The organism is Photobacterium sanguinicancri (assembly GCF_002265265.1).
Lineage (GTDB): Bacteria > Pseudomonadota > Gammaproteobacteria > Enterobacterales > Vibrionaceae > Photobacterium > Photobacterium sanguinicancri.
Window position 1 is genome coordinate 1 of the sequence record NZ_NOIF01000052.1, and the last position, 26,922, is coordinate 26,922.

The following is a 26,922-nucleotide window of genomic DNA, read 5'->3' on the forward strand; positions in this document are numbered from 1 at the left end:
ATCTAAATATTAAAAATGTTATTAGTTCTTACGGGCAAAATAATGCTTGATATGAACAAAAAAAGAACTATTATGACGAAAGGTCAATTTTGACGATTGGTCACTAACATGCAGTGCATGTTTTTTAAATTATGTTTTTTGACGAATCGTCAAATGTGATTTTGATTATTTACAGACCATAAAACTTGCCAGCTTATTCGGTGGCAATTCATGTGTGCTAAGGAAGTACTAACCAGCTTATTTCTCAGTTTGTAGAGTGAAAGTTGGTTTTTAAAGCGCTATTTTTTGACGAATCGTCACAACGGAGAGAGTGATGAAAGTTAACTTTTTGAAATGGCCAATAGAACACCCTAAATGGGTATTAGTGAGTGTATTGCTAGCGGTAATACTGACGACGCTTGGTATGAAAAATCTCTACTTTAGAGGTGATTACGCAATTTTCTTTGATGGTACTAACCCTCAACTTCAAGCCTTTGATGAAATCGAAGCAACCTTCAATAAAACCGATAATTTATCATTAGTGATCGCGCCACAATCTGGCGACATTTTTACTTATCGGCATCTTAGCTTAATTCAGAAAATGACCACAGATGCGTGGCAAATTCCATTTTCAAGTCGCGTAGATTCAATCGCTAATTATCAGCATACCTCAGCGGTTGAGGACGATATGTTAGTTGAAGATCTTTTGTTGGCGGAACATCCATTACATCCAGAGCGTATCGCCGCAGTCAAAGAGATTGCCGTTAACGAGCCACGTTTACGTAATAGCCTTATTTCAGCCAACGGCGATGTGGCGGTGGTTAATATTACCATGCAGCTACCTGCTGGTGACAAAACAGAAAATATTGCCGTGATCAGTGCTTATGTTGATACCGCCTTAGCAGAATATCGAGCCCATTATCCAGAGGTAGACTTTCACACTGCTGGTGTTATTGCGTTGAATTCATCTTTTAGCCAAGCAGCACAAAAAGACAGTAGTACGCTAGTGCCCTTGATGTTTCTGGTGATTTTGGCGGTACTGAGTGTGCTCATCCGTTCGGTTGTGGGTGTGCTAGCAACCTTACTGGTGATCATCAGTACCATTACAGCCACATTGGGTTTTGCTGGTTGGGGCGGTATGTTTTTGAGTGTGGCAACTGCGAATGTACCGACTTTAGTGATGACGTTAGCCGTCGCCGACTGTGTGCATGTAATTGCTACTTTTCGTCAAACCTTGCAGCAACAAGAAGTCACTAAGCTAGATGCTGTCTTGCACAGTATGAAGCTGAATTATAAAGCCTTATTTATTACATCGGTGACGACGTCGCTAGGCTTCTTAATGATGAACGCATCCGATTCACCTGTACTGCGTGATATGGGGAATTTAGCGGCATTGGGTGTGATGATTGCTTTTGTTTTATCGATAACATTATTGCCTGCCTTGTTGGTATTGTTGCCCGCTAAAGTAAAACAAGTGTCGCAGCAAAAATCATCAATAGTGATGGATGGTTTAGCCAATTTTGTTATTCATCGCTATAAGTTGATTTTACCGTCTTTTGCTGTGATTGCTCTTGGGGCAGGGTTACTGATTGGACAAAATAAGATTAATGATGACTCCATTCGGTATTTCGATACCAGCAATGCATTTCGTCAAGCGGCTGATTTTATGGAGCAAACCATCAGCGGTATGACAACCATAAGTATCGCGATAAAAACGAATGAATCACAGGGCGTCAGCAACCCCGTCTTGATCAATGTGCTTGGTGATTTTACGCAGTGGTTGCGGCAACAACCTGAAACTGATCATGTGGCGAGTTTATCCGATACCTATCGTCGTTTGAATATGAATATGCATGGTGATGATCCGGCTTATTATCGTTTACCGCAGAGTCCTGAATTAGCAGCGCAGTATTTACTGCTTTATGAAATGTCGTTGCCTTATGGTTTAGATCTAAATAATGAAGTGAATATCGATAAATCCTCGGTAAAGGTCCAGCTGACGATCGATAACTTAGGTAGCCAAGAGTTGGTTGAATTAGAACAACGTATTTACGATTGGTTCAGCCAGCATGCCCCGCAGTATGACGTGATTGCATCCAGTCCATCACTGATGTTTGCTCATATTGGTGAAGTGAATATGGATAGTATGCTGAAGTCGTTACCCGTCAGCTTAGTGCTTATTTCAGCGTTACTTATTTTTGCTTTACGTTCAGTGCGGTTGGGAATGATTAGTTTATTACCTAACTTAATTCCGGCCATTTTAGGTTTTGGCTGTTGGGCTCTTATATCAGGTGAAATTAATCTTGGTTTGTCGGTCGTTATTTCACTGACGTTAGGCATCGTGGTGGATGATACGGTGCATTTCTTGAGTAAATATCAATATGCCCGTCGTAAAGGTAATAACACCGAAGAGGCGATTCGTTACGCCTTCAATACTGTTGGGCGCGCATTAGCCGTTACCACCTTGGTACTGGTTGCTGGCTTTATGGTGTTGGCTTCCTCTTCGTTCCGATTAAATGCTGATATGGGGCAGCTAAGCGCCATTATTATCATCTTCGCGCTGGTGGTAGATTTTCTATTATTACCCGCCGCCTTGCTTTGGCTTGATCGCCGAGAGTTTAGCCCGCAAGTTCAATCAGTACCTGCTACTGCCGCATCTTAATATATTCAAGGATAGAAAATAGTATGAACTTATCGACTCATAATAAATTGACACAGCGCTTATTCGCCAAGCGTTTCATGATGCTCTGTGTAGTTGGAAGCTTATCTGCTTTTGCCGTTAATGTCGTTGCTGCGGTAGACGCTAAATTTGATAAAGGGTTAGAAATAGCGAAAGAACGAAAGCTACGTGATAGCGGGTGGCAGGATTCAAGAGCGTCCCTCAGTATGTTATTGGAAAATGCCCAAGGTGAAAGCAGTGATAGAAAAATCCGAATTGATACCTTAGAGGTGATCAACGATGGTGATAAAAGTTTGACCATCTTTGATGAACCTCGGGATGTTAAAGGGACGGCATTCTTGAGTTTTGCACATACAGTAAAGCCTGATGACCAGTGGTTATTTCTGCCTGCATTAAAACGCGTAAAGCGGATAGCCTCACGTAATAAATCAGGGCCTTTTATGGGCAGTGAATTTGCGTATGAAGATTTGAGTTCGTTTGAAATAGAGAAATACCATTTCAAATACTTAGGGGATGAGCAGATAGATGGTCAGAGTAGTTTTTTAGTTGAGCAAACGCCAACGGATCAATATTCGGGGTATACCAAGCAGCTTGTTTGGTTGGATAAAGAGCATTATCGCCCACTAAAAATGGAGTTTTACGATCGGAAAAACGCCTTACTGAAAACACTGCTGTTCAGTGATTACGCACAATACTTAACTCAATATTGGCGTGCACACACCATGACAATGGTAAATCATCAAACAGGAAAAAGTACGACACTTACCACCCATGATATCACGTTTAAGGTTGGGCTGACTGAGGCTGACTTTAGTCAATCTAGCTTAAAACGTGCGCGTTAAGGAGGCTGTGTGAGGTTGTTAATAATGCATAGATTCAGCGAACGTCTCCGCTCTACATTGAAAATCAGTGTATTAAACAAAAGTGGCCTTGCTTTATTACTGGCGATAGGAGGGAGTTTTCCCTCTTATAGTATGGAAGTGCGAGGGCAAGTTGCGCTTGAACATCGGCAGTTTTTTGAGCAAGGCATTGCAGGTCAAACTGGTGAGCAAACGTCGGTTACATTAGAACCTGAATTCTATTGGGAATGGCATGGTGGGCAGTCGAGTGTGACTTTTACCCCTTTTGGCCGTTGGGACAGTCTCGATGACAACCGAACTCATGCCGATATTCGTGAATTATCTTATTTGTATTATGCCGATGAGTTTGAGTTCAAAGTGGGTATCAGTAAAGTGTTTTGGGGTGTGACAGAATCTCAGCACTTGGTGGATGTTATCAACCAAACCGATGGGGTTGAAAGTGTGGATGGCGAGATCAAGTTAGGTCAACCTATGATTCAACTCACCTGGCTACAAGACTGGGGGACATTTGAAGGGTTTGTCTTACCGTATTTTCGAGAACGGACTTTTGCTAGCCCGTCTGGGCGTTTAGGTATTCCACAACTCGATACCGATAATGCTCGCTATGAGTCATCCCAAGAGCAACATCATATTGATATAGCGCTTCGTTATTCGCACAGTATTGATATTTGGGATCTGGGCTTTAGCCTTTTTCAAGGCACAAACCGTGATCCGTACTTACAAGGTGAGAATCCGTCTGCAATTACGCCTGTATTGGTGCCGTATTATGCGCAAATGTCTCAGATAAGTACGGATATTCAAGGGATATTCGGTGACTGGATGTGGAAGTTAGAAGCTCTGTATCGCGATAGCTTGGATACTTCAACGGCCGTGACGGGGGGCTTCGAATATACCTTTATTGGCGTGTTGGACACCAGTTGGGATATCGGTGTATTAGCAGAATACCTGTATGACTCTCGTGGTAAATCAGCACCTGTTCTCGGTCAAAACGATGGATTTGTTGGTATGCGGTGGGTTGCGAATGATATGGCGGGTACTGAAGTCTTATTGGGGGTAACACAAGATTTTGATTATGTAGACTCGCGAACAGCACGGGTTGAAGCCTCTAGCCGAATAGGTAATGCATGGCGCTGGAATGTGAATGCGTGGTGGTTTAACAGTGATGAGCGGCAAGACCCGCTTTATCTGTATCGTACGGAAAGCTTCGCTGAAGTTGCGCTGACTTATTACTATTAAACTGAAACGAACGGGTATAAGAACGAAAAATAACAACACAAAGTCGCTGCTTTGGGCGACTTTGTGTTTAAGTTGAGAGGGCGCCTAGTTAACTCTGTGCCAACCAAGGTTCTATTATATCAACGGTGTGTTGGTCAAAGTCGATCTCTACCATGCAACCGATCGGCATGGTTAACATGGGATGAGTATGACAGCAGTCGAACCCATTAATAATTGGCATTGGCTGGCCATTTAATACTTCACGGTAGACATCAATGGGTTGTCGCCCTGTGTTCTGGTCTTTAAATAATTCATGTTTACCTAAAATGATGGCACTAACACGGTCAAATACACCTGCAATTTTTAATTGTGCGGTTGTACGTTCAAGTGTCGCGATATCAGAGAGGGAGTCTTCCACTAATAATATGTCGCCATGCTGGATTTCTGGCATATACGGAGTGCCCTGAATCGCCATCATGGTATTTTGATTACCGCCAATCAAGCGCCCACTGTAGATCCCTTCTCCCTGAAATTCACAGGTGTTCGCTGCCACGGGCTTTGGCGCTGTTTGAGTTTCCCAGTTGATATAAGCTTCACTCCAGAATGCGGGCAAGCTGTAGCGATAAGGCAGTGATTGTGGTTGAGTGATAGCGGCAAAGGATGTGAATGTATGGTCAACCAATGGCGCAAGCTCACCAAATGAAGCGACCAATGCAGGACCATAGAAGGTAATAATGCCAGTTTTTTGATAAATACCCAGCAGTAATGCTGTCATATCGGAATAGCCAATGATGATTTTAGGATCAGCAATCAGTGCATCGTAATCGATATAAGGCAAGAGCGAATTACTGTTCATACCGCCAATGGTGGACATAATACAGCGTACATCGGGGTCTCGAATTAATGCATTAAGTTCATCGGCTCGCTGTTGAATTGAGCCCGAGCGATAATGGTCACTTTCACCTGTTAATGTGCCAGCTTTAAGGTGATAACCCTGTTGGATAAGAAATTGTTTTGCCCTTTCAAATCTCGAGGGAGCAAAAAAAGTTGCGGGCGATGAGGGAGAAAAAAAGCCAATGGTATCACCTTGTTTTAGTGGCTGCGGTCGTCGTACTTCCATATACACCTCAATGCGTTAATCATTGTTTCGATTATATTTAACCTAATAGATTTATGACCATATAGTTTTATATTCACGATGCCAATGGCAATTGAGAGAATAGAGGTGAATGTCACTTATGTTGCATATTTTTGTATGTATCATTCTGAAAATGAATGGAAAAATAGGGGACGGATGGTGTATTTGATACTATGCCCTTAAGGCCAAGGAGAACCTTTATGTTAGCAATAGAAAAACACTGTTTAGCGTTACTGGAAAACAGTATTGCGACAGATGCAGCTCATGATAAAGCGCATATATTTCGCGTAGTCAAAACAGCCAAGCACTTGTGTAATATCGAGCAAGCTGACCCCAATATTGTTATCCCTGCAGCATGGTTACATGACTGTATTACCGTACCTAAAAATCACCCAGATAGATCGAAGAGCTCCGTCATGGCTGCCGATCATGCACTAACTTTACTGGCTAAGTGGCAATACCCTGAACAGTATTATTCGGCCATTCATCATGCCATTGTGACGCACAGCTTTAGTGCTAACATTCCCCCTGAAACATTAGAAGCGAAAATTGTACAAGATGCTGATCGTCTAGATGCTTTGGGCGCGATAGGGGTGAGTCGATGCTTACAAATTAGTGGCGTATTGGGATCGACCTTGTACAGCGATGATGATCCTTTTTGTGAACAACGCACACCAAATGATAAGGCATTTACGGTGGATCATTTTTATACCAAATTGTTCCGTATTGCCGAGACTTTACATACCCAAGCTGCAAAAGATGAAGCACAACAGCGTGTGGCATTTATGCGTGACTATCTGACTCAGCTACAGCACGAAATCTGAACAGGTATTCTCGCCTGACTTTCACTGTACTTATCCAGATTGGAATGCAACCCTACTTGAATATACAGACGGCATGAGTGGACAGGAATGGTAACTGATCAGCTAGATATTCAGCACCTCACATCGGGCTTTGAGTCTGCGGATGTAGAGCCGCTGCATCAAACATTATCGGCTTATGAACATTTGGCTATTTCAGGGCCATCGGGTTGCGGTAAAAGCAGTTTATTACAAATATTAGCGGGATTAGCACCGCCCAAGCAGGGCACGATCAGCTGGCAAGGAAACCTTATTACCCCGCAGCGGTTACCCCAGTGGCGACGTGACATTTGTTATCTCCCGCAGCAGCCTGTCATGGGGGGCGATACGATCGAACAAGTGTTGCAATTACCTTGGTACTTACAAGCTATGTCGTCAGCCACTCCTAGCGAAGTCGAATGCAAAGAGGCGCTTATTCAGCTTGGTTTGCACCATAGTCTTGATAAGCCAGTGGCTGCATTATCGGGGGGAGAAAAGCAACGTTTAGGTTTTGCTCGGGCATTACTGATGAAAAGAGCCATCTGGCTATTGGATGAACCCACCTCAGCGTTAGACGCACAAAGTCGCGATAAGGTTATTGCTCTCTTATCAGCAACGCAGGCCATTAAAATTTCGGTTTCACATGATCCTCATTGGTTAGCCAGTTGTGATTTTGTTCATCAAATGGAGATCAGGGATGAATGATACTGTTGTGATCAGTTTGTGGGGAATGGCTGCTTTTTACCTGTTGCTACTCATACCGATCGCGTTGTTTGCGCGATGGCAGCTTGGATTAACACGCAGTATTGTTACCGCAGTTTTGCGAATGACGCTGCAGCTGGCAGTGGTTGGTATTTACTTACAGACCTTGTTTGATTTCCAAAATCCGCTGCTTAACTTAGCTTGGTTAACCATCATGGCAGGCGTTGCTGGCGTGAGTATTTGCCAACGTGCTGAATTGCCTTTAAAAAGAGTACTCCCCGCGGTGCTAACAGGGCAAGCTGTTGCATTAGTTGTGGTACTGCCCATGCTTTTAGTCATGGCGATTCAACTGTCGCCTTGGTGGCAGGCGCAGTATCTCATTCCCGTTGCAGGCATGTTGCTCGGTAACTGCTTGGCAGCCAATGTGCTTGCTCTTGAGCGTTGGCACAGCAGCTTGAAAAGCCGATTAAATGAATATCAGTATTATTTATCATTAGGGGCGCCTCAGCCGGCACAACCCTTCGTTAAAGAAGCGATTAAAACGGCATTAGCGCCGCAGTTAGCATCGATGACCACCTTGGGTATTGTGAGCTTACCGGGCATGATGACAGGACAGATCCTTGGCGGTACCGAGCCATTATTAGCCGTGAAATACCAACTGGTGATCATGGTTGCGATATTTCTTGCCGCGGTTTTCTCTGTGGCCACCACCTTGGTATTAGTTAATAAGTACGCCTTTAATCGCTATGGCCAACTGGTCATCTAATATCCATTAACATGATGTTTAATAAGAAATAAGCTGCTAAGGCATACGAGCAGCTTATTTTTAAAGAGTGTCACCAACCTGACTTAATTTAGTCATCTCCTTGTCAACTTCCTGAATTACATTGCCCTTTTTTACGAGAGAGCAAAGGTATGCTGCCTCCACTTAAATCACTCGTCGCTTTTGAAGCGGTTGCTCGATTAGGATCGATTGGAGCGGCCGCGCGTGAACTGCATGTCACGCAAGCTGCGGTGAGCCTTCAGTTGAAAAGCCTCGAACAGTTTCTAGGGGCGACCTTGTGTCACAGAAGCCAGCGTGGCGTGACCTTAACCCATGAAGCTCAGCAATATTTACCTGTTGTGACAGGCACGCTCCAGCACTTGAAAGTACAAACCCAATTTTTGTTTGGGGAGCAACAAGCCGATGTGTTGCGGGTGAAGGTGAATCACTCTATTGGTCACAATTGGCTGTTACCCAAGTTAAATGACTTCGCTCAAAAACACCCCTTTATTCGCCTCGATCTGTCCTTGGTTGATTGGCCATCACAGTTGCCTTGTCAGGAGGCTGATGTGGAGATAACCAATGGTTTTACCGAATGTGGTAACACGCGTGCTGAGCGCTTATTTCAAGAAAACTGGTTAATGGTGTGTAGCCCTGAATTTAAACGAAAGCACACCGAAGAATTAGCGATCGCGCAGTTACAACATTTGCCCGCTATTCAAGTGAAAGGGTACGAAGAAAGCTGGATTCAGTGGCTTAATCATAATCAGTATGTACTTCATCCTCCTTCCGTTCAGCTTGAAATAACCAACTCACTTCATGGCTTACAAGCCGCGAAATATGGTTTGGGTATTTTGCTTGTGCGCTCTTTTGTTGCCAAAGAATGGCTAGAAAGCGGTGATGTCGTTATTGCTGTGGAAGGGGCGATGCCATCGGAATCGGCACATTACCTAATAACTAATAAACAGCGAGCGGCAAAAGTGAATTTCTTTTGTGATTGGCTGCATCAGCAATATAGCGAGCTAACCCCACCAGTGTGTCAGCGATAGCTTTTCTTAGGTTAGATGACAAGAGCCATAAGTTTTTCTTGGGGCTGTGTTTGGAAAAAGTGATGTGTATGCAAATACCGCTGTCACAGACTGAATATAAGCTGATCCTGTCTTGAATAATAAGTGACAACAACAATGAACCTGAATCTACAAAAGTGGCAAAACAGCAGCAAAGTTCTGTTTTTTATTGCTCCTTTAATGATCCCATTAATTATATTTTGGCTCGTACCCTTTGGCTGGAGTGCTTATATCAGTTTTACTGACTGGGATTACATTTCGCCTGATTATTATTTTGTTGGTTTGGAAAATTACCAGTACATGCTTGAAGACGGTGATTTCATTCAAGCGATGCAAAATACTTTTATATTTGCGCTGGGTGTTGTTATTCCCACTGTCATGATTGGCTTAGTCTTTGCGTTATTACTTCATAACAATTTCAAAGGCAGTCAATTTTATCGTGCGGTTATCTTCTCACCTTGGATCACCCCAACGGTTGCGATTTCTATTGTTTGGTCTTGGGTATTTGAATCCAAATCGGGTCTGGTGAATTTACTGCTCGATAAAGTCGGTATTGCCCCTATTCCATGGCTAGAAAGTGGTGATACCGCGATGTTTGCAGTAATGGTCGTGACTGTGTGGCAAGCGGTGGGCTGGACCATGCTGTTTTATATCAGTGCGCTCAATAAAATACCTACCTCTTTGTATGAAGCGTCATTAATTGATGGCTGTAGTCCATGGACACGTTTTTACAAAATCACCTTACCACTGATATCACCGACCACCTTCTTCTTGGTGATCGTCAATATGATCACCGCGATTCAAGCGTTTGATCAGTTCCAAATATTAACTCAAGGCGGCCCAAGTGGCAGTACGCGTACTCTGTTGTACCTCTTTTACCAGCAGGCATTTGAGCAATACGACATGGGCCCTGCAGCGGCAACCTCTCTTATTATCTTACTGATCACAGGTGCATTAACCATTGCCAATACTGTGATGGGTAAACGCTGGGTGTATTACTAAGGATTAACCAATGAGCACGATGGATACGCTGGCTATCCCAGCAAAGAATACCCACAAGGTTGTTATCAATGAAGCGTCCCGCGAGCAGGGCATCAATACAACCAAATCCGTAAAAGCGAACAGCACCACTCCGCTAGATCACGTGCTTGAACGTGGTTTTAAGACGACGTTGAAACATGGCTTTTTGTTGATGTCAGGCTTATTAATGGTCTTTCCATTTATTTGGATGTTATCTGGTTCGTTGAAATCAAATGATGAGATTTTTGCTAACCCATTAATGATTATTCCTAGCACCTTTAATTGGCAAAGTTTTGTCGATGCTTTTAATAGTGCGCCATTTGGCTTGTACATTATTAATAGCTTTAGCGTGGCTTTGTTTACCACTTTGTTAGTGATTATTAACTCAGCCATGTTTGCTTACGCCATCACGCAGCTGAAATTTAAATCTAAAACCTTTTTATATTTTGTGGTGATGGGCTGTTACATGCTGCCAGGGGCTGTGACTTACATTCCTTCTTATATCACCTTGGCACGATTGGGTTTATTGGATTCGCACATGGGCTTGATTTTGTCTAATGCGGCCAGTGTGTTCGGGGTGTTTTATTTACGTCAGGTGTTTTTGAAAATTCACCCTTCGCTCATCGAAGCGGCGCGAATTGATGGAGCGGGTGAGCTGAAAATTCTTTGGAAGATCATTCTTCCGCAGTGTAAAGCTGCTTTAGCAACCTTATTCCTAATCACTTTTATTACTAACTACAACAGCTACATGTGGCCGAGCTTGGTGATCACCTCACAAGAGCTGAACCTTATCGCCACAGGTATACGCCAATTTTTTATCGCAGAAGGTAACTATGGCCTGAATTGGTCACAGATTATGGCAGCCAGCACGATTGCTGTTTTACCCCTGCTTGTGTTGTTCATCTTATGTCAGAAAACGATTCTAACGGGAATCACCAACGATAACGGTGTTAAAGAGTAATATGGATATGAAACTAAAAACCTTAGCAGTTATATGTTCGTCATTGGCTTTCACAGGCAACGTGTTGGCGAAAACAGAAGTAGATTTTTGGTATTCGGGTGGTGTGAAGCCTCAAAAAATGATGACTAAGCTGATTGATGAGTTTAATGCTAGTCAAGATGAGTACCAGATCAAAGGTGCGCTTCAAGGTAACTACGCTGAAACTTATCAGAAGTTGCAAGCGGGTATGGCCTCGCGTACTGCACCTGAGTTTGTATTGCTAAAAGCCGAGCAAGCCTCTGCCATGTCAAAGCGTAACTTAGTGCGTGATATGTCGGTGTACATGGACGATGCTTTTAACTTTAATGACTTTCTAGGTGCTTTCCGTCAGCAAGTGACCAAAACCAATGGTGAGGTTTACGGCCTACCTGCGTACGGTACAACACAGGTGTTCTACTACAACAAGCAGGTGTTAGCGGAGCATGGCTTTACGGCTGATGATCTAAAAACCTGGCAAGGCGTGGCGAAAGTATCGAAAGCGGTACGTAAAACCGATGCGAACGGTAACGTTTCATTTTACGGTTGGGAGCCGATGTGGGGCAAAGATAACCTCATTGATGCCGCCTTCTCTAACGGCGCCAAAGTGCTAAGCGATGATGGCAAGACAGTCATGGTCGACTCGAAAGAGTGGGTCGAGGTGTGGGACGGTTTCCGTCAATGGATCCACGATGATGATGTGATGCGTATTCACCACGGTGGCCAAGGTTGGGAATACTGGTACAAAACTATTGACGATGTTATGAAAAACCGCGCATTGGGTTACACAGGTTCATCGGGTGACCAAGGTGATCTCGACTTCACCCGTTTAGCGGCAACGACCCAACCAGGTTGGGGATCGAATCCTTCCAAACCTCAAGCGGCGGCACAGATCTTCGTGATGCCGACAGGGACAGACAACAAAGCCGCGCAAGGTGCATTTGAGTTTATGCGTTTTTACACCAACGCCAAGAATACAGCGCGTTGGTCAATGTTTACGGGGTATATCCCTGTTCGTAACAGCGTAGAAGACGTCGCAGAATACCAAGCTTATACCAAAGAAAACCCTCACGCGCTTATTCCACTGCAGCAAGCGGGCTTTGCACAAATGAATTTCTTTGACCCAACCAACGGTAAGATCATGGATGCACTTGCGATTGCTGCAGACCAAGTACAAATCGAGAATATTCCTGCGGAAAAAGCCCTGAAACAAGCGGCGAAACGCGCCCAGCGTGCGTTAGACCGTGCTAATCGTTCGTAACTAACAACCGTAGTTAACAACTCAGCAATAACATACTCAGGTACGCCTTGAATTTGGCGTACTTGGGTAAATTTGTACGAGTGAGATTGAGAAACAAGATGTTGAAATTGAATGGTGAACTAACCTTTGGTCACCGAAAGTTAGTGATTGATGTGCCTGAGAACACTCAAGCGATGACCTTATCGAGTACAACAGTCAAAAAAGGCTTTATGTACGCGTATTTGTTTGATGCGAATCAGCGTTTACGCGGCTGTCAGTTATGGCAAAAAGCGCCAAAGCATTTAACACTCACAACGCACAAGGCGTCACTCGGTGGTATTGCGGGTGAGCTGCCTGCAGGTGAATGGCAACTCCATCTTTATAATCTAGAAGGTGAAGAAAGAACGCCTAAAGCCATGCAGTACCTGTGTGAAGTTGAATGTGAAGTCGAATGCGAAGTAGAGTGCGAAGTGGAATGTGAAGGAGGTTTCGATCCGCAACCTGAGCCGAATGATTTGATGGGGCTAGAATCGTTAACACCCTCGTTAACGGCGGACAATATCATTGCGTTTGATTACAGTAAGGTGAAACGAACGGAGTCGGCTTGGTATAGCGGTGATTTGCATGCCCATACCTGTTTATCTGATGGTCATAATAGCCTTGCTACCGCCGCAGAGATCATTAAGCAGCAAGGGCTCGACTTCTTCTTTTTGACTGAACACAACATCTGCCATCCAATGCTACCTGATCTTGATAATGTGTTGATGTTACCCGCCGTAGAAGTCACGACAGATAAAGGCCATTTCAATGTGCATGGGCCTAAGCGCGGTCTTGATATGCGTGATGCTGACTATTCAAGTGCAGCCTTGATCCAGCAAGGGCTTAGCTTAATTGATGATGAGCAAAAATCGGGCGGAGCACAAGGTTCAATAAGCATTAATCACCCCATGATGAAGCCGTGGCATTGGCACTATAGCGACATGGAGCTGGCAAAGGTGAATACCCTTGAAGTCTGCTGTGACCCTACATGGGCAACTTCTCCTCAAGCGACGGAAGAAGCCTTAGCCGTGTTAAGCGCCATGTGGAATGCTGGCCATCGCATTGCAGGTGTGGGGGGGAGTGACTCACATTTAGCCCCGCATGAACGTAACCCACAAGCACACGAACCTTCGCTATATGGTGATCCAACGACCTATGTGTATGCGCATGGCCTAAGCGGAGAAAGTATTTTGGCAGGACTTCGTGCAGGGCAAGTGTATGTTGAACGAGGCTGTGGACTAGCGTTTGAGATCAATCAGGGAGACATGCTACCCGGTCAAGCTATTACTAGCCCGATGGTGACATACCGTTTGTCGGTCGAGGATGAGTTCCATGACTATTTCGTTGAGCTAATCGCGGATGGCAAGGTCATTGGTCGTCACCCACTGAAAGCCCATTGTGATGGCGTTACTGAGTTGAATATTGATATGACAGAGCACGCATGGCTTCGTATTGATATTCGTCGCGCAGGTCGACAGCAAAATGAAAGGGAATTTATAGGCTTAATTAACCCTGTTTTTAATCCTTCTTTCCCTCAATTTTCAAAACCAACCCTCGCAACGTGGGGGGAGCTGGTAGACACATTAAGCACCTAGAATTTTAAAAAATAGCATTCAAAAAATAGAAGTTAAAAACAGATGGATAATAAAGTAATGGATATTAAAGGCTTATTGTTTGATAAAGATGGCACCTTGTTAGAGTTTCATCAAATGTGGCTGAAGGTGTCTCAAGGTGTTGTTACAGCACTCTCGCACCGTTATCGCACTGAAATGCAGAGGCATTTACTCACGGAAGAACATCTATTAGAAGCGATAGGGATCTACGGCGAATATGTGGATAACCATGGTTTATTGGCCGCGAACCCTGTCGAAGATACAGCGGAAGCTTGGTTTAAAATGCTTACACCAAGCTGTGAGTTGGCAGCTTTTACTACTCAAGTTAAAGCGCTTTTTAATCAACAGGTTGAAGATAATCCATCCTTGATTCAGCCATTGCCAGGGGTTAAAGCCACCCTCATTAAACTGAAACAAAAAGGCTTTAGACTCGGTATAGCAACGGCAGATACCAAAGATTCAACGATCTATAGCTTAGAGAAAGCGGGGCTAATTGATTTGTTTGATTACCTCGGTTACTCCGATGGCGATATTGCCCCTAAGCCAGCCCCTGCATTGTTGCAAGGCTTCTGCGAACGTTGCGATTTAACACCTGCTCAAGTGGTGATGTTTGGTGACACCGTTTCTGATATGGCGTTTGGCTTGAACGCGGGGGCAGGGAAGGTTGGCGTATTAACAGGCACGGCAACACAGGATGAGCTTGCCCCTCACGCCGATTTCATCTTGGCCTCAGTGGCTGATTTTGAACCAGAATGTTTAGCGAGATAAAGCAATGGCTGAAGTAGTGCTTCGACAAGTAGAAAAAGTGTATCCCAACGGCTTTAAAGCGGTACAAGGTGTTGATCTGACCATCAAAGAAGGTGAGTTCATGGTCTTTGTTGGCCCGTCTGGTTGTGCCAAATCAACCACATTACGCATGATAGCGGGCTTGGAAGAGGTGTCGGGTGGCGATATCTATATTGGTGACAAACGGGTGAATGATTTACCGCCGAAAGATCGTGGTATTTCTATGGTGTTCCAAAATTACGCCCTGTACCCGCACATGAGTGTGTACGACAACATGGCATTTGGGCTACGTCAGCAAAAGTTGGATCAGCATAAGATAGATCGTCGCATTCGTGATGCTGCAGAAACATTAGAAATTAGCCACTTATTAGCGTCTAAACCTGGCGAGATGTCGGGTGGGCAGCGTCAGCGTGTGGCGCTGGGCCGTGCTATGGTGCGAAAACCTGATGTGTTCTTGTTTGATGAGCCCTTGTCTAATCTGGATGCCAAACTTCGCGTAACAACCCGTGTCAGCATTGCGCAATTACACAATGAGCTGAAAGATGAAGGCCAAAACGCGACCATGATTTACGTGACACACGATCAGGTTGAAGCCATGACACTGGGCGATCGCATTTGCGTACTGAATCAAGGGCAGATCATGCAAGTTGATACACCGATGAACTTGTATCAGCGACCAGCCAATAAGTTTGTCGCAGGCTTTATTGGTTCACCAGCGATGAACTTAATTAAAGCGATGGTAGCGTTTGAAGATGGACAGTATTTCGTTGTGACTAACAGCGGATCTCGATTCTTATTACCTATAGAAAAAGCACGCCAAGTGGCAAATAAAGTAGGACAAGAAGTGTGGTTTGGTTTGCGTCCGGAGCATATCAGTATGGTCGATGTGCAGCCGTCAGCGTCAACATTGCAAGACATTGAAATGTCAGCCATCAAGGTGGTTGAGTCTATGGGTAATGAGGTGTATTTATATTTTAGCTCGGGCGATGATCAGTTAATTGCTCGCGTGCCTTATCAAGCTGACCAAGCCATTCAGCACGGTGATATCAAACCGCTGCATTTTGATATGTCGCATTGTCATTTGTTTGATATTGAAACCGAAGTGTCATTGCTGGTGGATTAGCATCATCACCATCACCTCGAACCGTGATGACAGGCATAGATAAAATTAAAACCGTGGTCAGCGCTCTGTCACGGTTTTGTTGTTATGGATATTAGCTGTTTGCAGCTGCTAATCAAAGCTCAATGCAGGCTATGCGATAACGGCAATGTCGTAAGCGATCTTTTTTCCCGCAATGGTAATTTCGACTTCATCATCGACTTGGCGATTTAACAGTTCTTCACCTAACGGTGAGGTCGGAGTTATGATCACGACTTCGGTATCTTGTTGAGTTTGATCGCATGTCATTTTGATCTTCATACCGCCAGCCGAAGGGCCAAAAAATATCCAGCGATCGTGATCTTCTTCGTCAATTAGCTGTATTAAGCTGCCTAATACAACGTGCCCTGTTGTTTGATCAGTCTGAAAGTCCAGCGCCGTAAAGGCTTGAATATCCGCTAAACATTCGGCAACGCGTTGCGACTGACCATGCGCAAGGTAAGAAGCCTCTAACGCCAGTGTGTCATATTTATTTTCTGCTACGTTTTCATCATTGGTGGCGGTGTCGTATGCGCGTTGCGCGGCATTTACAGCCCCTTGGTGGACGATCTGCAGTTGTGCCAAAATACGTGTACGAAGTAATTGTTTATCCATCGGGTGTCGCGGGTCCAAAACAGTTGAATACACAGCTATCCTAACCGAAAACACATTAAAGCGGCAGAGACTTTATTTTAGCCTTTGCTATTTTTATCAAGGCGCAGTGGCGATTCAGTCGTTCGCCTTGCGTGTACTTTGGAAGGGCTGCGGTGTTTTACCTTCACGAAGCTGTTGTAACACACTGGCTTTAGGGCCGTCAGTAATGACACGGCCTTGCTCTAAAATAATAATTCGGTCAACTACATCAAGCATGCTGGTTTTATGGGTGATCAAAATGAGCGTCTCGTGCTCTTGCAGATTAGCGAGTTGTGCTTTAATACCACTTTCTGAGCGGTTATCCATGCTGCTGGTGGGTTCGTCCATCAATAGCACTGGTGGCTCGCCTAACAAGGCGCGAGCGATGGTAATGGCTTGGCGTTGTCCACCTGATAACGCATTACCGCCTTCACCCACTTGTTTCTCTAGCCCTGCACTGTCGCTTTGACTAAATTGCGTAACGCCTGCACGCTGTGCTGCGCGCAAAATATCACTGTCACTGGCTAGTGGTCGACCTAGGGTAATGTTGTCGCGAATTGAGCCGTAAAACAGTAAATTTTCTTGGGGTACGCAACCTATATTTTTTCTGACATCGATGTGATGGAGCTGATTAATATCGGTATCGTCTATCAGTACAGAACCTTCTTGCGCTTGATACAGCCCCATAATTAAACGTTCGATAGTTGTTTTCCCAGAACCAATTCGACCGATAATGGCGACTTTTTCGCCCGGTGCTATGGTGAAACTCACGTTACGCAATGCGGGTTGTGCCGTTTTAGTGTCGTCTGTCGCACTGTTATTGGGGTAAGCAAAACTGACATTATCAAAGGCGATTTTACCTTGTAGGACAGGACGGTGGATGTAGCGTTTATCATTATCTTGTTCCGAAGGCATTGCCATTAACTGCTCTAAAATGGTCATTGCTGATTTGGCTTGGTTATAACGAGTCGAGAGTAAGGACAGCTGTACTAAAGGGCCGACAGCACGGCTACTTAACATCGTCGCCGCAATTAATCCACCCATGGTTAATTGTCCTGCTGCGATCAGGTAAACCCCAAAGACGATCATCGCAACGGAGACAAATTGCTGTAAGAAGCCAGCACTGTTTTGGACTGAGTCGGTCAGCCGACGAGACTTAATCCCCCAATTTGCCAAGTGTGCGACCGCTTCTTCCCAGCGGTATTGAAATTGATGCTGTGCGCCGAATAATTTCACGGTTTCTAAGCCATGTAGGCTTTCGATTAAGTTGGCGTGTTTTTGCGAAGCTAAGCGGGAACCTTCTTCGATACTCTCTTTGAGTGGCTTTTGGATGAACCAGCTATATAGCGCCAATAGAATGACCGCTACCAGCGGCACATAAGCCAGAGGCCCTGCGACGAGAGCGATGACCACGAGAAAAAGGATCGCAAAGGGCAGGTCGATCAAGGTTGAAACCGTGGCTGAAGTGAAAAACTCTCGGATGGATTCAAATTCTTGCAGGTGGCGAGCAAAAGCACCAACGGATGGCGGCTTAGCTTCCATTTTGATACCGAGCACCTTGCTAAATATCTTAGCGGACAGCAGTAAGTCCGATTTTTTTCCTGCGATGTCGATAAAGAAGCTGCGCATAAGCTTCAAAACAAGATCGAAGATAAAGATGATCGCCATACCACTGGCCAATACCCAAAGTGAATCAAACGCTAAATTCGGCACAATCTTGTCGTAGACCAAGCGGGTAAAAAGGGGCGTTGCAATCGCAAAGACATTGATCAAAATGGATGCGATGAGCACGTCACGGTAAATAGAACGCGATTCCCACAAGGTGCTCCAAAACCAATGTCCTTTGCGTGTTTTTAATAACTCAGGTGAGCGCTCATCGTAGCGAAATTGTTTTTTAATCAGGAAAAGCTGACCACTGTAATTAGTGTTCAGTGAATCAAGCGAGATAGTTTGCGGTTCAAGTTGCAAATGTGGGTGAACAATATCGGCTTCTTGGGTATCAGGATTAATGCTGAGCAAGACACAGGCATCATTGTGATTGAGTACTAAAATTACGGGCAATAATAAGGGGGAGAGGGCGTCCAATGATACTTGGTTAAGCTTGGCGTGAAGCCCTCCTTGTTCAGCAGCACGCGGCAATAAATGAGGACTCAGCCAGCCATCGTTGAGCGGTAAACCTGTGATTAAGGCATCAGGTGAATTGCCTTGACCGTAATAGCGGCAAAGGTATGTCAGACTGTGTAAGAGAGGATCTTTCATCTTACCCCTCTTGGACAGGAGGCTGGGTGACATAGCCTTGGAAGCCATTGACCATCAATGCCGATAGTTTTTCGCGTTGCTCTTGGGTTTCAATGCGAGAGGCGATGGCGACGATTCCCAACGTACGTGCATTACGTGTGATAGATGCGAGTACATCGGCTTTTAATGTGTCATCAATGTGCTGGGTATAAGCAAAATCAAGTTTTACGTACGCAGGTTTAAAACGATGTAGGTAACTGACTGAGCTAAAGTTATGGCCGTAGTTATCAATACCGAATTGAAAGCCGTTTCGATGAATGATGTCGCACAAGAGCTCAATGTTATCGAGTTGATTTAAAAAACTGATCTCAGGCAATTCAAAGAGTAGGCGGTCGCGATACTGAGGGTTGGTTTTCAAGAGTGTTCCTAGCCAGCGCATGAAGCCCGCATCACTGATACTGCTCTGAGTAATATTGACGGCGATTGGGTCAAGTTCGGGATTGTCGGCCAGCATGGCGGTGATCTTGGCGATCACGTAACGATCAAATTCAGGCCCTGCGCTGAGTTGCTCGATCGCACCAAGGAACTGGCCTGCGCTATAACTTTTTTGCCCATCGTAAATGGTACTGAACGCTTCTTGATGAATTACCTTACTGTTTTCATCTGTTGCGGGTTGAAAGGTCAGTGAGAGTTGATCATGGCTGATCGCGTGATCAACAAGGCGTTTCCATTGTTGTTTACCCAGCCGTAGCGTTTGATCTAGGCTGTCGATGAGGAATAAGTGCTCAGCCGCTTGTTGGCGAGCTTGGTTAACGGCGTTATCAGCTTGCGCCAGTAGGCTACCACTGGTATCGCTATCGCTGGCAATAACCAGTCCAACAGCAGCATGTAAGGGAGCAATATTAAGCGGGTCGCTTTGTAAGGCGGCTGATTTTTGCAAAACGGCACGACCAAGCTGCGTTAATTCACCACTACTACAATGAGGGACAAGCAGCATAAACTCAGCATGGTTGAGCCGAGCAATTGTGATTTCGTCGCTGGCTAAATCTTTTAAGCTATTAGCCAGTTTAACGGTTAGCTCATCACCCGCTTCATAGCCCTCTTTTTCATAACTCTGTGCGATAAAGTCAGCCCGTAATAAAATTACGCCCCCAAAGGCTTTCAAAGTAATCAGGGTGTCTAATTTGGTGAGTAAATAGTGGCGGTTTGCTAAACCCGATACTGGATCTTGATAGGCACGTACCCTTAGTTTATCGGCTTCTTGCGCTTGGTGATCTATGTGTGATTTGAGCTGTAAACTCATATGGTTAAAGGCGGTAACAACGTCTTTGAGTTCACGGGTCTCCGGTACAACTAAAGGTTGTCTGAATTCATTTTTTGACATGGATCTGGCGCTATTTTGAATCGCTGTAAGTGGAGTTAGCACACGACGCAGAAAGACAGAGACCATTACAGCGCCTAGTAAACTGGTTGCGATAAAGCCAATAAACAGCTGTACACTGGCTTGCCAGAGTTTGAGATAAGCAAATGAAGGGTTGGTCATGACAGTCAGTTCAGCAACTTGCATCCAACCACTGGTGAGCACGCGACTTCCGCTTAGAGGCTTTAAATCTATGAGGAGTGTAAATAGCTGAGGAACCCCCTGAATTTTACTGGGGTACTGACGCTTAATAATTTCACTTGAACCAGTAAGTGACAGCGTCACTGATTGGTAGAAGCCACCATCAAAAGTCGCATTGATGAGCGACTCAGCTGCCACTATGTCTTTCTTATCCAGATAAGGTGTTAGCGCCATACCGACCGAGTTAATCGTGTTGTCGAGTTCATTTTCTTGTTGTAACTGCAAAAAGTCTTTGGTGGTTTGAAATTGCACCACGAAAACGCCAAAGATAAGGACGATTAGCAGTAACAGCATTCCACTCAGCAATTGTCGATATAAAGTCATGGTCGTTACTCATCCAAATTGATAGCAGGGCGGCGCAATTGTTGTTCGGTATTGCGTAGACGCACATCGTTCCATGCACTGAGCTTAGCGGCATCGCCAGCCAGTTGACCTTGTCCTTTCTGTTTCATTAGCCACAGTTGGCTACCGTTAAAGCTGTATATTGGTAGCAAGTCGGGTCGCTCTGTTGCTGGTTTAATTTCACCATCAAGGTTGTCTAACAAGAGCGGTACCGCTGCGGAGTGTGGGTAATAAGCGACAACCATGTGAAACTGATTCAGCGTCAGGGCTTTTACGTACACTAACCGTAACTTTTCATCGTCGACACCAAGAGATAGAAGAGAGAAGTATTTGGCGAGACTAAAGTCTTCACAATCGCCCCCACCTACACCAATAAATTCACTAGGCGTCGCCCAATAGTCAGTTTCATTCCAGAGCACTGTGTCATCAATGAACTGTAATTGGTTAAAAAAATCATTAATGCCTTTTAGTTTTTCGGAGTCTGACACTAACGGGGTTTGCCCTTTAACTTTTTCATCGTGGTCACTGAGTTGGTGCAAGGTTTGCCGCCATGCGGTTGCACGCTTACCAGCCCTTTCTCCATAAAATAGCGTAATTAGGTCAATATTTTGCTTATCTAGCGTGGTGAGTCTGGCTTGCGCAGTAACGGGACGATGATTATTGGCCTCTGCTGCAAAGCATCCGCTAGAGAATATCCCTATTAGTATTAACGAATAGCATAAAACCTTGAAAATACTAGCCATTATTTAATACAGTCGTGAGCGTTAATTTTGACGAAGGGTAAAGATTGTCCATTCTTCGACAACCTTGTTGGATGAAGTTTTTACCTGAGCCGTCACACGACGACTTAAAGTATTGGTGATTTCAGTCGTTGCTGCATCGACGGGCTGAGTGTCACCAAACCCGATGGTTTTTATACGATTTGGCGGTATTCCATGCTTTAACAATGATTCTTTTACTTGCTGAGCACGGCGTTGTGACAAGCCAACATTGTAGTCGCTATTACCAACTGGGCTGGCATAGCCCTTTAGCTCAATATAAGTCGCCGGATGTGTTGTTAGAAACTGGCTCATCTCCTTGATTTGGCTTTGGTATTCTGTCGTAATATTTGTGGAATCATTCGCAAATAGTATATGAATACGACCTTCTTCTGGATTAGCCACGTAAACGGGGCAACCATCGTTATCGACAATGGCGGCATGTGGGGTATTAGGGCATTTATCTCGTGCATTGATCACACCATCATCGTCGTCATCTCGTAGATCTTTGGATTGCTCTGTAAGTGGCATGTCTTTAGGTACAGATGTTGCACAGGCGGTGAGTAGCAGTAGGAACGGAAAAAGTAGATATCTCATCATAATACCTCCTTGTATTACTTAACAGATGTAAGCCACTGTTCAGGTACATCAACGCGTAATTCAGACAATAATAATCCAGTGGCATTGAGTAAGCGGTATTTAGAATAAATGCCATTGTAATGAGCATCTAGATAGGCTTTGCGCGCTTCAAACAGCTCATTTTCGGTGTTTAGTACATCAAGCAGGGTGCGTTTACTGATCTTAAATTGTTTTTCATAAGCAATAACAGTGCGGGCTGATGCATCGACATGGCGCTGTAAAAATTCGGTCTGATCATTGGCAAGCGCCATCGCGCTCCACGCTAGGCGGGTCCCTTCTTCTAGCTGACGAAGTGCCCGATCGCGTACGTCTTTAGACTGGTTTACTTGATATGCTGCACGGCGGCTTTTGGCCTGATCGCTCCCACCGTTGTACAAGTTATAGCGCATTCTGAGCATGGCCTTAAATTCATCGTTGCTGCCTGGCACGCCATCTAATTCTTCGCCCCATTGCTGTGAAGCTTCGACATAGAAAGTGGGGTAGAAGGTTCCAGTTGCTTGATCATATTGAGAGTGAGCGGCGTCAATGTCATTGAGCGCGACTTTGACGACAGGGTTGTTTTCCTTGGCTTTAGTCATTGCATCATCAAGTGATGTTGCGATGAAATTAATGTCGACTTCTGGTTTTTCAAGTGCGGTAGGGTACTGACCAACAATACGGACAAATTCGGTAATTTGGTCATTTAAGTTACTTTGTGCCGAAATTAAATTGGTGTTTGAGCGTGCTAAACGTCCTTCAACTTGGGCTAAATCAGCGGTTGAACCTATGCCTGAATCGGCGCGCTTTTTAATGTCGCTATAAATGCGTTGGTGGACATCGAAATTGGCTTGTGAAAGCGACAAGACTTCTTGTGCTTGAAGGACATCTAAATAGGCTTGCGTGGTGCGCAATGCACTATCTTGTGCATCAGCAAGCAGTTGATAGCGTTGTGCTTCGGTCTCGGATTTATTCCGTGTGATATCGTTGTAGGTAATGGCGCCGTCCCACAATAATTGCTGAACGCTCACCCGAACTTCGCGGGGTTGAAAGTCCCCTTTACTGCCTCTTTCGTTATTGTAGTTTTCGTAACCCGCTCCTGCGTCAAGGTTTACATCTGGCAGGTAATCACCTTGGGAGGCACGTATTTGCTCATTGCGGATCATAAACTCATGATAAGCATGGCGTATATCTGGGTTACTGGCGAGTGTTTGGGCAATAGCTTGTTCTAACGATTGCCCTAATACACTTGGGGAGTTAATTAGGCTGTACCCCATGCAAGCCAAGGTGACGATAAAAGCATTTCTCTTCATATTCACTCTCTTAGCGCATTTCGTTGAGCGGATATCACGGGCTTTAACAAATAATCGAGTACCGTGCGCTTCCCTGTGATGATGTCGGCAGATGCCGTCATTCCTGGGATGATAGGCAAGATTTCACCACTGCCGCTGAGTAAATAATTTTGAGCGGTGCGGATCCTGATTTGGTAAAAGCTATTGCCTTCATCGTCTTTAATGGTATCGGCACTGATAGTTTCTAGCGTGCCTTCTAATCCACCAAAGACAGTAAAATCATAGGCGCTGAATTTGATCATTGCGCGAAGTTTTGGTCTCAGGAAGGCTATATCTTTTGGCGCGATTTGCGCTTCAATCAGCAAGTTATCGTCTGTGGGGACGATGGTGATGACATCCATGCCGGGTTGAATGACACCACCAACCGTGTTGGTATGTAGTGTTTGTATGATGCCTGCCACAGGGGAGGTAATGGTCGTTCGGTTTACTCGATCTTGAAGCCCTATCTGTGAGGCCGATAAACTGGCAAGTTGATCGCTTATTTCGTTGAGCTCACGCTGCAAATCAGAACGAAAATTTTGCGCGATGTCGATACGTTTTAATATTGCCTCTTGAATTGCAGCTTTGATGATAGGCAGCTGTAATTCGGCAGATTTAAGCTCTCGGCGGATATCGTTAAGCTGGCGTCGCAGTTTAAGTAGTTCTATTTCTGGTACCACCCCTTCATCGGCAAGCGGTTTGGTGATTGCTAATTCTTTGCTGGCAATGCCATAGCTGTTACGTAAGCTGCCGACGCGCGATTGTGTTTCTATTCGTTCGCGTGCTTTTTGGTTGATCTGTTGTTCAACTACGGCAAGTTGACCTTCGAGTTGCGACAATTGGTCTGCAAACTCATTTTTCTGGCGTTGAACTAAGCGAACTTGATTCTGGGTTAGTTCATTAGAAAACGTCAAAGTTTGTTGTTTGATCACTATGCTTTTTTGCCAATTTTTTTTCGCTTGTGACTTATCAATGTGAATACTGGCGAGTAAGGTATTAAGGCGAACACTATCGGCTTCGGTCCCTACCAGAGATTGACTCTGTTCGTTGAAATCAGACTGAAATTGAGTGTCATCAATAATCAGTAGTTCTTGCCCTTTCACGACAGCATCGCCTTCGGTAACCAGCAAGGATTTGACTATGCCTCCCTCAAGGTTTTGAACTACTTGTAGTTGCGAAGAGGCAATGACTTTGCCGCTCCCCACAGTGACCTGATCAAGCTGCGCTTGTGAAGCCCATACGAAAGCAATAACGAAAAACAAAACAATCACCCACAGCATCCGCCGTGCACTTGTAGGGGTGTTAAGCAACAAGGCTGCGCTTTGATCATCGATATAATCAAGTTGCTCAGTTGTTAACGAGTTGTCTGCCTTGTTTGAAGGGCTTTTCTGTTTGTTTGTCATGTTTTTTAGAAAAATACCGGCTCAATTTTCATTCGATAGTTATATAAGTATTAAACTACGTATGCCTTTTTTGACAATTTACCGTGCTTGATTAGTACACTTATTGATAAAGAAGAAGTGAGCTATAGCTCTCTATAACAGTGAGTTGCAACAACTAGCTGTACTATTTCCTTGTTGACCCCTTGGTCTTGTTCTGAAAGTGTCGGTGAATCTTTATGTGTCAAAGCAGAATGAGTATCTTATTTTTAGGTGTTTTGTATGTGTTTGCTCGGCACTTGCTTAGAATGTAAATACTTTGTTATGTTTGATGGGTGGTTTATCAACATGGAATGTTTATGAAAGCGTATGAAGCAAATTTTGATGGGTTAGTGGGCCCAACGCATAACTACAGTGGTTTATCTTTTGGCAATGTCGCTTCAGCTAAAAACCAAGCTGCGCCTTCAAAACCTAAACAAGCAGCCAAACAAGGGCTTGCCAAAATGAAGGCCTTGGCCGACATGGGATTAGTGCAAGGCGTATTAGCACCACAAGAACGGCCTGATGTTTTCACCTTACGCCGACTTGGTTTTAGTGGCTCAGACAGTGATGTTATTGCCCAAGCTGCGAAACAAGCGCCTAAAGTGTTGGCTGCGTGTTGTTCTGCGTCCAGTATGTGGACGGCAAATGCTTCTACTGTTTCCCCTTCGGCCGATACTGCTGATGGTCGCGTACATTTCACACCAGCAAACCTCACCAATAAATTCCATCGTTCAATAGAACATGAAACAACAGGGCGAATATTACAGGCGACCTTTGCTGATGAGCGTTACTTTGCCCACCATGCCGCGTTACCCAGTGTTGAGCATTATGGTGATGAAGGTGCCGCAAACCATACCCGCTTTTGTCAGCAATATGGTGATAAGGGCGTCGAATTTTTTGTCTATGGCCGTCATGCGTTTGATAGTCGTCATCCTGCGCCAACTACATTTCCTGCAAGGCATACCTATGAAGCTTGCGAGGCCGTCGCACGATTACATCAACTTAGTGAAAGCCATACGGTGATGGCGCAGCAAAACCCAGCGGTTATTGATCAAGGGGTATTCCATAATGATGTGATTGCGGTAGGTAACCGCAATGTCTTGTTTTGTCATCAACAAGCTTTTTTAGATCAACAAGCGGTCTACGATGAACTTACGGCTAAAGTCGGGGATACGTTTAAAGTGATTGAAGTGCCGACAAGTGCGGTATCGATTGATGATGCTGTAAATAGCTATCTATTTAATTCACAACTACTGAGTATGCCAAGCGGTGAAACCGTCTTAGTCTTACCAGATGAATGTCGTCAGAATAAAAATGTATGGGCATATGTAGAGTCGATGTTAGCTCAGCAGCAAGGTATAGATAGGGTTGAAGTTTTCGATCTTAAACAGAGTATGGCTAATGGTGGTGGGCCTGCTTGCTTACGTTTAAGGGTGGTTTTAAACGACAATGAATTAAAAGCAGTCAATGCATCTACCTTGATGAATGAGGAGTTATTTGAACGCTTAAATACTTGGGTTGATTTTCATTATCGTGATGAACTACAAGAATCAGACTTAGCCGACCCGCAATTATTGATTGAGTCACGCACCGCACTGGATGAGTTGACTCAAATTCTTCAGTTAGGCTCGGTCTATCCATTCCAAAGAGGCTAAGTAGCCCCCGCTGAACAGCCTCTATCCCCAAGTGATAGTGGTTTAACTGTCACGTAAGAGAAAGAGGTGGTTTTGCCTCTTTCTCTCATAATGCCAACAGGGTCACACTCTATTATTCTGGGTTATCACTTTCTTATATCTATACTTCATTCAATAAATCACCTTAATGGTCATAGGACGAAATCGATACCGTCCTCAAAATTGATGTAGCCTGAATAAAATTAATGAGAATAAATATCATTTACTGTAGTTT

Annotated in this window: 22 protein-coding genes; 14 read left to right on the top strand and 8 right to left on the bottom strand. The window is 44.6% G+C overall.

What is annotated here, in order from left to right; translation table 11 throughout:
* Positions 1-313 precede the first annotated feature (313 nt).
* The 3 genes from ASV53_RS10110 to ASV53_RS10120 all read left to right on the top strand — a co-directional run bounded on the left by ASV53_RS10110 (position 314) and on the right by ASV53_RS10120 (position 4,755).
* Positions 314-2,641 (top strand): efflux RND transporter permease subunit, encoded by a 2,328-nt coding sequence (locus tag ASV53_RS10110; protein WP_094957002.1) that lies wholly within the window; start codon positions 314-316, stop codon positions 2,639-2,641.
* Positions 2,642-2,718: 77 nt separating this feature from the next.
* A complete protein-coding gene (locus ASV53_RS10115) occupies positions 2,719-3,501 on the top strand; it encodes an outer membrane lipoprotein-sorting protein (RefSeq protein ID WP_094957019.1) in 783 nt (260 codons plus the stop codon).
* Positions 3,502-3,525: 24 nt separating this feature from the next.
* Positions 3,526-4,755, top strand: coding sequence for a hypothetical protein (locus tag ASV53_RS10120; protein WP_239928771.1), 1,230 nt, complete (start codon positions 3,526-3,528; stop codon positions 4,753-4,755).
* An 88-nt stretch (positions 4,756-4,843) separates the two neighbouring features.
* Here ASV53_RS10120 and ASV53_RS10125 read toward each other — a convergent pair whose 3' ends face one another.
* Entirely contained in the window at positions 4,844-5,854 is a 1,011-nt protein-coding gene (locus ASV53_RS10125) for a S66 family peptidase (RefSeq protein ID WP_094957003.1), read from the bottom strand.
* 218 nt (positions 5,855-6,072) lie between these two features.
* Between ASV53_RS10125 and ASV53_RS10130 the strand changes: the two genes are divergently transcribed.
* From ASV53_RS10130 to ASV53_RS10175, 10 genes are all read left to right on the top strand, one after another.
* Positions 6,073-6,696 carry an HD domain-containing protein gene (locus ASV53_RS10130; protein ID WP_094957004.1) on the top strand — a complete coding sequence of 208 codons (624 nt, stop codon included), beginning with the start codon at positions 6,073-6,075 and terminating at the stop codon, positions 6,694-6,696.
* Positions 6,697-6,783: 87 nt separating this feature from the next.
* Positions 6,784-7,416: an ABC transporter ATP-binding protein gene (locus tag ASV53_RS10135; protein ID WP_094957005.1), complete on the top strand. Its 633-nt coding sequence runs from the start codon at positions 6,784-6,786 to the stop codon at positions 7,414-7,416.
* Positions 7,409-8,179, top strand: coding sequence for an ABC transporter permease (locus ASV53_RS10140; protein WP_094957006.1), 771 nt, complete (start codon positions 7,409-7,411; stop codon positions 8,177-8,179). The genes ASV53_RS10135 and ASV53_RS10140 overlap by 8 nt, the downstream gene beginning before the upstream one ends.
* Before the next feature lie 149 nt (positions 8,180-8,328).
* Complete coding sequence (locus ASV53_RS10145) at positions 8,329-9,225, top strand: LysR substrate-binding domain-containing protein (protein ID WP_094957007.1); 897 nt, start codon at positions 8,329-8,331, stop codon at positions 9,223-9,225.
* 135 nt (positions 9,226-9,360) lie between these two features.
* Positions 9,361-10,245 carry a carbohydrate ABC transporter permease gene (locus ASV53_RS10150; RefSeq protein WP_094957008.1) on the top strand — a complete coding sequence of 295 codons (885 nt, stop codon included), beginning with the start codon at positions 9,361-9,363 and terminating at the stop codon, positions 10,243-10,245.
* A gap of 10 nt (positions 10,246-10,255) precedes the next feature.
* Positions 10,256-11,224, top strand: a complete 969-nt coding sequence (locus ASV53_RS10155; protein ID WP_239928772.1) for a carbohydrate ABC transporter permease — start codon at positions 10,256-10,258, stop codon at positions 11,222-11,224.
* A 7-nt stretch (positions 11,225-11,231) separates the two neighbouring features.
* Positions 11,232-12,500: an extracellular solute-binding protein gene (locus ASV53_RS10160; RefSeq protein ID WP_094957022.1), complete on the top strand. Its 1,269-nt coding sequence runs from the start codon at positions 11,232-11,234 to the stop codon at positions 12,498-12,500.
* 98 nt (positions 12,501-12,598) lie between these two features.
* Complete coding sequence (locus tag ASV53_RS10165) at positions 12,599-14,113, top strand: CehA/McbA family metallohydrolase (RefSeq protein WP_094957009.1); 1,515 nt, start codon at positions 12,599-12,601, stop codon at positions 14,111-14,113.
* Positions 14,114-14,155: 42 nt separating this feature from the next.
* A complete protein-coding gene (locus ASV53_RS10170) occupies positions 14,156-14,899 on the top strand; it encodes an HAD family hydrolase (RefSeq protein ID WP_239928774.1) in 744 nt (247 codons plus the stop codon).
* A 4-nt stretch (positions 14,900-14,903) separates the two neighbouring features.
* Positions 14,904-16,040, top strand: coding sequence for an ABC transporter ATP-binding protein (locus ASV53_RS10175; protein ID WP_094957011.1), 1,137 nt, complete (start codon positions 14,904-14,906; stop codon positions 16,038-16,040).
* A gap of 129 nt (positions 16,041-16,169) precedes the next feature.
* Here ASV53_RS10175 and ASV53_RS10180 read toward each other — a convergent pair whose 3' ends face one another.
* The 7 genes from ASV53_RS10180 to ASV53_RS10210 form a co-directional block, all read right to left on the bottom strand.
* Positions 16,170-16,670 carry a GreA/GreB family elongation factor gene (locus ASV53_RS10180; protein WP_094957012.1) on the bottom strand — a complete coding sequence of 167 codons (501 nt, stop codon included), beginning with the start codon at positions 16,668-16,670 and terminating at the stop codon, positions 16,170-16,172.
* A 114-nt stretch (positions 16,671-16,784) separates the two neighbouring features.
* Complete coding sequence (locus ASV53_RS10185) at positions 16,785-18,947, bottom strand: type I secretion system permease/ATPase (RefSeq protein ID WP_094957013.1); 2,163 nt, start codon at positions 18,945-18,947, stop codon at positions 16,785-16,787.
* Position 18,948: 1 nt separating this feature from the next.
* A complete protein-coding gene (locus ASV53_RS10190) occupies positions 18,949-20,871 on the bottom strand; it encodes a bifunctional diguanylate cyclase/phosphodiesterase (RefSeq protein WP_094957014.1) in 1,923 nt (640 codons plus the stop codon).
* A gap of 5 nt (positions 20,872-20,876) precedes the next feature.
* Entirely contained in the window at positions 20,877-21,632 is a 756-nt protein-coding gene (locus ASV53_RS10195) for a transglutaminase-like cysteine peptidase (RefSeq protein WP_094957015.1), read from the bottom strand.
* Positions 21,633-21,653: 21 nt separating this feature from the next.
* Complete coding sequence (locus ASV53_RS10200; RefSeq protein WP_239928775.1) at positions 21,654-22,247, bottom strand: OmpA family protein; 594 nt, start codon at positions 22,245-22,247, stop codon at positions 21,654-21,656.
* 14 nt (positions 22,248-22,261) lie between these two features.
* Positions 22,262-23,575 carry a TolC family outer membrane protein gene (locus tag ASV53_RS10205; protein WP_094957016.1) on the bottom strand — a complete coding sequence of 438 codons (1,314 nt, stop codon included), beginning with the start codon at positions 23,573-23,575 and terminating at the stop codon, positions 22,262-22,264.
* Positions 23,576-23,577: 2 nt separating this feature from the next.
* Positions 23,578-24,996: an HlyD family type I secretion periplasmic adaptor subunit gene (locus tag ASV53_RS10210; protein WP_094957017.1), complete on the bottom strand. Its 1,419-nt coding sequence runs from the start codon at positions 24,994-24,996 to the stop codon at positions 23,578-23,580.
* 335 nt (positions 24,997-25,331) lie between these two features.
* On the opposite strand from ASV53_RS10210, the gene astB reads away from it, so the two are divergent.
* Entirely contained in the window at positions 25,332-26,669 is a 1,338-nt protein-coding gene (astB, locus tag ASV53_RS10215) for an N-succinylarginine dihydrolase (RefSeq protein ID WP_094957018.1), read from the top strand.
* Positions 26,670-26,922: the final 253 nt, after the last annotated feature.